The sequence below is a fragment of the Amycolatopsis rhizosphaerae genome (assembly GCF_007713715.1).
In the GTDB taxonomy this organism is placed as follows: Bacteria; Actinomycetota; Actinomycetes; order Mycobacteriales; family Pseudonocardiaceae; genus Amycolatopsis_E; species Amycolatopsis_E rhizosphaerae.
The window spans coordinates 1-9,092 of sequence record NZ_VJWX01000288.1 but is presented as its reverse complement, the minus strand read 5'-3'; the positions used below and the strand labels follow the sequence as shown (position 1 = coordinate 9,092).

Here is a 9,092-nt window from a genome sequence, read left to right as displayed (position 1 = left end):
CGGGCCCCTGGCCGATACAGCTGCGAGGGGACCCCTCACGGCAAGCCTGTTCTAACGCAGGTGTGCGGTGATCCAGCGGGAGAAGGTGGTGAGGCGCGCGTAGGTCCCGGGCTTGTGGGGCTGGGCGCAACTCTCGCCGCCGGAGACGGTGCCCGCGACGCGGCCGGCGATGAGCAGCGGGCCGCCGCTGTCGTGACTGCAGGCGTCCACGCCACCCTTGGTCCAGTTACCGGCACAGACCAGTTGTGAGGCCTTGAATCCCTGTGAACCGTAGGCCTGGGTGCACAGGGAGTTCGAGACGAGCGGAACGGTGGCCTTCTTGAGGTGCCCGATCTTGCCGCCGTCGTAGTTCGTGCCCCAGCCGACGATGGTGGCTCGCCCGCGGTAGATGCCGCTGTCCCGGGGCGAGACGTAGCCGATGGGCTTCACTCCCCGGACCGGCCGGTCGAGGGTGAGCACCCCGACGTCGCCGTACATGATCTCGGCAGGCCCGCCGAGGTTCCTGAAGCCCGGATTGCGCTCGGCCTTGACCACCCGGTAGGTGGTGCCGCCGCCCTTGGTGACGTCGTCACGGCCCTGGACCGCGGTGCTCACCCCCGTGCAGTGACCGGCGGTGAGCACCTTCTCCGGGGCGATGAGCTCACCGGCACAACTGAATTTCCCCTTGCTGTTGTAGAGTGCGAGCAGCCACGGGTAGTCCTTTGTAGACACGTTGGTGCCGCCCACGATCGACGGGGTGTCATCGGCCGAAGCGGTCGCGGCGAAACCTCCGGCGGCGACGAGCACGAGCGCCGAGAGGCAGCCGAGCAGGATCGATCTGATCATGCCGCACAGACTGCCACTTCCGCCCGGAAATGGCACGCGTCCGGTGAACCGTTTTCACCTCTGCTCCCCCATGGCGTGTTTGCGGAGTATGCGAGGACCTCACTCGGGCAAGGGAGCGCGACGCCCAGTCCGCCCAGCATCCACCTGTGTTCTCGGATCTGTACTTGGGTGTTGCTTGTGAGGTGAAGCCACCGCGGGCGGAAGTCTTTGTATATCTGGATTTCCTGACCTGGACTGGACTGCGCAACGAACCCGCCGAACTGGCCGGACACGGCCCCATCACCGCGCAACCGGCCCGGGAGATCGCCGCGAACGCCACCATCCGGCGGATCATCACCGCAGCCAACCCGAACCCCTCACCACCGCCGCCTGAAATCGGACGGCTCCGGTCAGGCCGTGAACAGCCCGGCCAGTTCGGTCAACGCGGGGCCGAGCGGACGGTCCACGCGCACCGTCGCCAGTGCGTCCCCGCGGGTGATCCCCTGGTTGACGATCAGGACCGGTTTGCCCGTCTTCGCCGCGTGCCGCACGAAACGCAGGCCCGACATCACCGTCAACGACGAGCCGAGGACCAGCAGCGCGCGGGCCTCGTCGATCAACCGGTAGCACCGGTCCACGCGCGGTTTCGGCACGTTCTCGCCGAAGAACACCACATCCGGTTTCAGCACACCGGACCCGCACGCGCCGCAGCCCACCAGCCGGAAGGTCCGCACCACCTCCACGGCGAGCTCGGCGTCACCGTCCGGGTTGATCCGCTTCGCCGTCGCCTCGAAGCCCGGGTTCGCCGCGCGCAGCCGTGCGTCGAGTTCCCCGCGCGGGCTCGTGCGGCGGCAGCCCAGGCAGATCACGCGATCCAGGCTGCCGTGCAACTCGACCACGTCCGGCGTGCCCGCCGCCTGGTGCAGCCCGTCCACGTTCTGCGTGATGACGCTCGACAGGTATCCCCGCGCCCGCAGTGCGGCGACCGCCCGATGCCCGTCGTTCGGGGCGGCCCGCGCGATCGTGCGCCAGCCGGCGTGGCTGCGTGCCCAGTAGCGGCGGCGGCCGTCCTCGCTGGTCACGAACTCGTCGTAGGTCATCGGGGTGTGCCGGCGCAGGGTGCCCGTGGCGCCCCGGTAGTCCGGGATGCCCGACTCGGTGGACAGCCCGGCACCGCTGAGCACCGCGACCCCGCCGCGCCCGACGACCTCGGCGACCTCGTCGAGCCGGCGGGTCCGCGGCCACGGTTCACCGGGCGCGTCCCAGGTCAGGGTCGGTCGTGTCCGCACGGACCCAGCTTACGGAGTCCCGCGCGGGCCGGGACCGGTCACGCCGGCGAGCTGGGCGGCGTGCCGGAGCACGGTGTGCAACATCGGCACGGTAAGCGTGTGCGTGGAGACGTTGCGCTGACTGGGGTGGTAGCAACCGAGCAGGTACAGATCACGCCCGCTCCGCGCGTCGGTCAGCAGAACCTGCGCGCCGTGGCCGAACTTCGGCCGTGGCCGCGGCAGCGACCAGCCCGCGTCCGCCAGCACCGGCAGCAGGGCCTGCCAGGCGAATCCCCCCAGCGCCACCACCACCCGAAGGCCGGGGCGCAACAGTTCCAGTTCCCTCGCCAGCCATGGACGGCAGGTGTCCCGCTCCCCGACGCTCGGCCGGTTGTCCGGCGGGGCGCAGTGCACCGGCACCGTGATGCGCACCCCGTGCAGCGCCAGCCCGTCACCCCGGTGCGTCGCCGTGGGCTGGGAGGCCAGGCCGACCTCGTACAGGGCCGCGTACAGCACTTCCCCGGAAGGGTCCCCGGTGAAGATCCGGCCCGTGCGGTTTCCCCCGTGCGCCGCCGGGGCCAGGCCGATGAGGGCCAGCGGCGCGTCGGCGGGTCCGAACCCGGGCACCGGTCTGGCCCAGTACTCCCAGTCCCGGAAGGAACTGCGCTTGACCACGGCCACCTGTTCCCGCCAGGCCACCAGCCGGGGACACGCCCGGCAGTCCACCAGCTTCGTCTCCAGCTCCCCCAGAGCCCCGCAACCGGGTGCCGAGCGGGCCGGATAGCCGGCGTCGTCCGGACCGTCGCGCCGCATCGCTCCTCCTCCCGAGCCTGGCTACTGAGAACAGGCTAGGCCAGCTCAGCGAGCCGTTCTCCGACGTCGGGCCACGGCCTCAAACCGAACTCGATCACCAGTGCGCCGAGCAGGTGCCGCTCCTCGAGGCCGTCACCCGGTGGGCCGGCGGCCTGGAGGGCCGCGATGAGCTCACCCCGGCCCCAGCCGTAGGCGAGCCGCTCCAGTGCGTAGTAGCCGGTTCGGCAGCCGAGCGCGAGAAACTCCCGCAGATCGGCGCCGACCACGTGGTTCGGGGTGTCGAACGCCATGGGCACGGTCATCACCACGGGCCAGGTGCCTCCTCTGGGCACGAAACTGAAGTGGACACCATCACCCCCCGTCGAAGCGAACGTGATCGCTCCGGCCGGCGTGGCCCAGTAGTCCCAGGCCCTGTCCGGCCCGGCAGGGTTCTCCAGAGCCAGCCCGATGGGCAGGAACACCTCACCCGCGTCTCCGGCATCGGAGGCAAGACGCTGGGCCAGCCCGTACAGGCGAGTCCAGGATGAACGGAAACCGGCTACCGGTGGGGTCACCGCGCGAGTATGACGGTCCGAGGGGGAAAGCCGCCCGGCGACCACGGTCGAACCGGCGGCACAACATTCCACCCGCACCCGGCAACTAGTGGGTGTGACCATGCGACTGACCGAAGCGGGGACGCCAGTGAGGGCTGCCGGCGAGCAGACGGACGGCGATCTCTGGCAGCGCGCAGCGGACGGCGACGAAGCGTCGTTCACCGCACTGTTCGAACGCCACGCCCAAGCGGTGTGGAACCACGCCTACCGGCTGACCGGCTCCTGGACCGCGGCCGAGGACCTGACCTCGAACACCTTCCTGATCGCCTGGCGGAAACGCCGGGAGGTCCCACTGGTGTGCGAGAGCGCGCTGCCCTGGCTGTACACGGTGGCGGGCAACCTGGCGCGGACCGAGAACCGGGGCCGGGGCCGCCGCCTGCGGCTGCTCCACCGGATCCCGTCGCCGCCCCAGACCGCCGACCACGCCGAGCGGGTGGCCGAGCAACTCGACGGGGAAGCCCGGCTGCGCGAGGTGATCGCAATGGTGCGGACGCTGCCCCGGGCCCAGCGGCAGGTGGTGGAGCTGTGCCTGCTCGGGGACGTCAGCGTCGCCGACGCGGCGGCGCTGCTCTCGGTCGCGGAAGTCACCGTCCGCTCGCACCTGTCCCGCGCGCGGACGCAGCTTCGAGCCCTGCTGGAGGAGAAATGACCGACGAACTTTCCTTGCCACCGCGCCGCGAGCTTCCGCCCGAGGTCCGCGCCCGGCTGCGTGCCGACGTTTCGGCCGGGCTCGCCGACCGGCCGAAACGCGGCCGGGTGATGGCGGTCGCGGCGGCCGTCGCGCTGCTCGCCGGGGGAGCCGTGGCGGCGACCCAGCTCACCCGGCCGTCCCATGACGTGTCCGCCGCGTCGGACGGTGGCGGCGGCGCCCCGAGCACCCCGCTCGACCGCTGCTGGGCGGCGGTCCAGAAGGCGGGCAAGACCGCGGCCGTGCCCGACCGGTCGAAGTGGGTCACGACGTTCACCGCCGCGGAGGGCGACGACGTCGTGGAGGCGTTCACCGCCGGCGGGAAACCGATGTTCTGCGAAACGACGGCCACCACGGCGACGGTGTCGAACCCGGATGCCCGCACGGACGGAGACAAGACGAGGCTGCTGTTCTCCACCAGCACCGGCCTGGTCGCCGGGGTCGCCGACGCGTCCTGGGACCAGCTGGTGCTGAGCATGCCCGACGGCCTCGGCGTGGTGGAGGCGAAGGCCCAGGGCCCGGCTCACCAGTTCGCCGCCTTCACGCACACCGATCCCACGAAGACGCACCTGTTCGCAGCGCAGGTGATCAACGGCCGTCTGTCGGCCTCCAGGGTGGATCTCACCGCACCTCCGGCTCCGCTGGTGAGCGTCACCGACCGTGCGGCCGACCGGAAGTCGCCCGCGGGCCAGGCGCTCGGGAATTGCCTGGCCAAGGTGGCCCAGCCGCCCGCCGACGCGGACAGCTACCAGCCGGGTGCCCTGCTCGAATCCGGTTCCTACCAGGTGGTGCTCGGCCGGAACGCGGGTCATTCGGTGGCTTGCACGGCCGAACCCGGCGCGAACGGGACCACCTATCACCTCTACCGCGACACCTTCATCGGCCAGTCCATCCCGGTGCGCAGGCTCTCCGTGCCCGCGCTGGGCGGGAAGGTGCCCTTCATCGGCATCGTGCCGCCCTCGGGATCGTCGATGGTCGCCGACTTCGGTCTGGGGAAGGCGATTCCCATCACCGTGACGAACGGGACCTTCGCGGCCTGGCTGCCTGAAGGCGCCAAGCCGATCGGACGGGACGGTGAGAGCTGGGTCAGGGTGGAGACCGCCAGCACCGTGCTGTTCAACGGTTACGTGCCGATGAAGTGAGCTGTGAAGGGTCCCCTCACGGTCGTTTTCGGCCGTGAGGGGACCCCTCACGGCCGTGTAGGGGGCCAATGCGGCGCGGCCTTTGGTCTCTTTGTGCCGGACGGTAGCGAAGCGGCTACGAAAGATGCACCATGCAGGGGTGACCGAAGCTGAGCATGTCCCCGTTCCTGGCAGTATCCGCGCGGAGCTGACCGGCGCCGAGGTCGTCGGTCCCGTCGAGCCGACCGAAACGGTCTCGGCGACGCTGGTGCTGCGGCGTCGCGAAGAGCTGGGTGAAGCACTGGTGTCCGGGCCGGAAACCATCACCCCGCACGAACTCGCCGTCCGCTACGGCGCGAGCGACGAGGATCTGCGGATGGTGCGCGAGGTGCTCACGGCGGCGGGCCTGACGATCACGGACGTCCACCGGGGGTCGCGCCGCGTGCGGGTCAGCGGCCCGGCCGAGGCGATGACGGCCGTCTTCGGCACCGAACTCACCGTGGTCCGCAGCGCCGACCTGCTGGGCGGGACGATCGCGCACCGCGCGCGCAGCGGCGAACTGCGGATCCCCGCCGAACTGGACGGCCTCGTGCTCGCCGTGCTGGGCCTGGACGAACGTCCGCAGGCCCGCGCCCAGTTCCGGCTGCACACCAAACCCGCCGCCGCGCGGTCGTTCACCCCGGACCAGCTCGGCACGCTGTACGCCTTCCCGTCCGGCACGGACGGCACCGGCCAGACCCTGGCGATCATCGAACTCGGCGGCGGTTTCAAACCGGCCGACCTCACGGCGTACTTCGCCGGGCTCAAGATCCCGGCGCCCCAGGTCAAGGCGGTCGAGGTCGACGGCGGCAAGAACGCCCCCACCGGCGACCCCAGTTCCGCCGACGGCGAGGTGATGCTCGACATCGAGGTCGCCGGAGCCCTTGCCCCGAAGGCGGATCAGCTCGTCTACTTCGCGCCGAACACCGACCAGGGCTTCCTCGACGCGGTCGCGACCGCGGTGCACGCGACGCCGACGCCCACCGCGGTCAGCATCAGCTGGGGGCAGTCCGAAGACCAGTGGACCGCCCAGGCCCGCGCCGCGATGGACCAGGTCTTCGCCGACGCCGCGGCGCTCGGCGTGACGATCTGCGCCGCCAGCGGCGACAACGGCAGCACCGACGGCCAGTCCGACGGCGGTCAGCACGCCGACTTCCCCGCCTCCAGCCCGCACGTGCTCGCCTGCGGGGGCACGAACCTGCGGGCCACCCCGCCCACGACCATCGAGTCGGAAACGGTGTGGAACAACCCGAGCGGCGGCGCGACCGGCGGCGGGGTGAGCGACGTCTTCCCCGTGCCCGGCTTCCAGGCCTCGGCGGGAGTGCCCGCGCGCGCCGGCGGTGGCATGGGCCGGGGTGTGCCCGACGTGTCCGGTAACGCCGATCCCGCCACCGGCTACCAGATCCTGGTCGACGGGACGAAGGCGGTGGTCGGCGGCACCAGCGCGGTCGCCCCGCTGTGGGCCGCCCTGCTCTGCCGTCTCGCCCAGGCCGCGGGCCGGAGGCTGGGGCTGGTGCACACCCAGCTCTACCAGGGGGTGCGAGCGGGCAGGCCGCAACCCGGCTTCCGCGACGTGACCAGCGGCAACAACGGCGCGTACCAGGCCAGTCCCGGGTGGGACCCGTGCACCGGCCTCGGCACACCCGACGGCACCGCTCTGCTCAGGGTCCTGACCGGGAAGACGAGCTGATCCTCGAAGGACCGCACGAACCACAGGGCGACGCGGGAGGCTCGACACGACGCGAAAGGGGCACACCATGGCAGCGACCGGACCCGTGGCCCACGTGGTCATCCTGGTGCAGGAGAACCACACCACCGACAACTACTTCCGGTCCATGGCGGCCTTCGGCGCGAACGTCGCGACCGGCTGGCCGGTGTCCCCCAACCCGCCCGCGTCGGACCAGCCGCACGACCGGCACGCCTACTACCGCTGGCTCACCAAGCGGTCCCCCGGCGCGCACGTCCAGTTCGACACGGTCAAGGACCTGCCGTTCTACGCCTGGCTCGCGGCCTCCGGTGCCTTCCTCGAAAACCACTGCGCGGGCTACGGCACCAACTCCACGCCGAATCACCTGCTCATCGTCGGAGGGCAGACGCCGACCCTGCGGAATCCGCCCCGCAACCAGCCGCCCCCGGTCTGGGACCTGCCCTCGCTGCCCGGCCACGCCGGAGACCATGGTGTGACATGGAAGGCCTACACGGACACCAGCGGCTATCCCGTCGAGTTCTACCAGCAGCTCAAGGGATCGCCGAACATCGCCCGGTCGGCCGACATCATCACCGACGCCGGGGCCGGTTCGCTGCCCGCGCTGTCCATGGTGTGGCACGACTCCCCCCTCGACGAGCACCCGCCCGCGAACGTGACCGAGGGCATGGACGCGGTATGGCAGATCGTCGACGCGATCACGAAGGCCGGTGCCTGGGACTCGACGGTGTTCCTGCTCACCTGGGACGACTGGGGCGGCTACGACGACCACGTCGCGACCCCGAACGTGGAGACGACGCCGGACGGCGTGCAACTCGCCTACGGCCCCCGCGTGCCACTGCTGATGTTCGGCGGCCGGGTCCGGCCGGGCATCGACCACCGCTGGTCGTGGCATCCCTCGATCACGAAGACCGCGCTCGACCTGCTCGGCCTGCCGAAGCTCGGCGTGCCCCGGGTGGACGAGGACAAGGGACTGGCCGATCTGGTGGACCTTTCCGCGTCACCGGTACCGAACCCGGCCCCGCCCGCCTACGGCACGGCCATCACACAACCCGAACCGCCGAAACCCACTCCTGCCCCGGCCCCGGTGCCGCCGCCACCGTCGTCCGCCCCGGTGCCGGTCGGGCCGGTCCTGCTGCGCGACGGGAGCACCCTGCCGCCGCCGAACGACGTGCCCCTCACCGTCCACACCCGGTCGAGGCTGCCGTGAAGGGTCCCTTCACAGTCGATTTGGCTGTGAAGGGACCCTTGAGTTTTAACGTTGTGGTGGGTTGGGCTTGGCCCTGGTTGATCTTGGGTGCGGCTCTTGGTTGATCATGTCTTCTTGCTGAGGGAAGACGATCAAGGGGCAAGAGCCGCGGTGGTTAGTGTGCACGATGGTGGGTTGGGGGATCTGGTGGGGTTCCGGCAGGGTTTTTATGCCTGTCTGCAGCGGTGGGGTGATGCGTTGTTTGAGCTGGCGGATGCGTTGGTGTGTGTTCCGCAGTGGGTGGGGTCGTTACCGGGGTTGTCGTTGGAGCCGGAGTTTAGGCGGGGGCATGGGAGTGTGTATGCGGCGTTGACCCGGGGTCGGATTGATGTGGCGGGGTTGCGGAGGTTGTTGCTGGGCACGGTGGGTGCGGGTCGGGAGGGGTTGGTGTGGTTCGCGGGGGATGTGTCGAACTGGTCGCGGCCGGATGCGGTGTGCTCGCCGCAGCGGCTGGTGGTGCATGACAAGTCGGCTCGTACTTTGGCGGGGCATCCGGTCACGTCGGGGTGGCCGTTTGCGGTGATGGCCGGTTTGGAGTGGGGTGCCTCGTCATGGACGGCGCCGGTGGATGTGGCCCGGCTGGGCCCGGCCGACACGTTGACCGGGGTGACACTGTCCGCGATCGGGCGGGTCACCGAGGGTTTGGTTGCGCAAGGCCGTACCGAGGTTGCGGGGTTCGTGTTCGATGCCGAGTACGACCTGATGGCGCTGAGTCACCGGGTGTCCGGCCGGGCCCATATCGTGGGCCGGTTGCGCGCTAACCAGGTGTTTTATGCCGCCCCCGAGCCCGGGGCCCGGGGGCGGGGGCGGCC

Annotated in this window: 9 protein-coding genes; 5 read left to right on the top strand and 4 right to left on the bottom strand. The window is 70.7% G+C overall.

Annotated elements, in window-relative coordinates; all coding sequences use genetic code 11:
• Positions 1–51: 51 nt before the first annotated feature.
• The 4 genes from FNH05_RS24490 to FNH05_RS24475 form a co-directional block, all read right to left on the bottom strand.
• Positions 52–825 carry a S1 family peptidase gene (locus FNH05_RS24490; protein WP_144591061.1) on the bottom strand — a complete coding sequence of 258 codons (774 nt, stop codon included), beginning with the start codon at positions 823–825 and terminating at the stop codon, positions 52–54.
• 389 nt (positions 826–1,214) lie between these two features.
• Positions 1,215–2,093 (bottom strand): NAD-dependent protein deacetylase, encoded by an 879-nt coding sequence (locus FNH05_RS24485; protein WP_144591060.1) that lies wholly within the window; start codon positions 2,091–2,093, stop codon positions 1,215–1,217.
• A 9-nt stretch (positions 2,094–2,102) separates the two neighbouring features.
• A complete protein-coding gene (locus tag FNH05_RS24480; RefSeq protein WP_144591059.1) occupies positions 2,103–2,885 on the bottom strand; it encodes a uracil-DNA glycosylase in 783 nt (260 codons plus the stop codon).
• 35 nt (positions 2,886–2,920) lie between these two features.
• Complete coding sequence (locus FNH05_RS24475; protein ID WP_144591058.1) at positions 2,921–3,439, bottom strand: hypothetical protein; 519 nt, start codon at positions 3,437–3,439, stop codon at positions 2,921–2,923.
• A 100-nt stretch (positions 3,440–3,539) separates the two neighbouring features.
• Here FNH05_RS24475 and FNH05_RS24470 point away from each other — a divergent pair, with 100 nt between their 5' ends.
• From FNH05_RS24470 to FNH05_RS24450, 5 genes are all read left to right on the top strand, one after another.
• Entirely contained in the window at positions 3,540–4,127 is a 588-nt protein-coding gene (locus FNH05_RS24470; protein ID WP_144591057.1) for an RNA polymerase sigma factor, read from the top strand.
• The gene (locus tag FNH05_RS24465; protein WP_144591056.1) at positions 4,124–5,308 is read left to right on the top strand and encodes a hypothetical protein; all 1,185 of its coding nucleotides are present in this window, start codon (positions 4,124–4,126) and stop codon (positions 5,306–5,308) included. Before FNH05_RS24470 ends, FNH05_RS24465 begins: the two co-directional genes overlap by 4 nt.
• 139 nt (positions 5,309–5,447) lie before the next feature.
• Positions 5,448–7,016, top strand: a complete 1,569-nt coding sequence (locus FNH05_RS24460) for a S53 family peptidase (protein ID WP_246127922.1) — start codon at positions 5,448–5,450, stop codon at positions 7,014–7,016.
• A gap of 67 nt (positions 7,017–7,083) precedes the next feature.
• Entirely contained in the window at positions 7,084–8,241 is a 1,158-nt protein-coding gene (locus tag FNH05_RS24455; protein ID WP_144591054.1) for an alkaline phosphatase family protein, read from the top strand.
• Positions 8,242–8,328: 87 nt separating this feature from the next.
• The coding region (locus tag FNH05_RS24450; protein WP_342781608.1) for a transposase at positions 8,329–9,092 on the top strand (764 nt) is incomplete at its 3' end.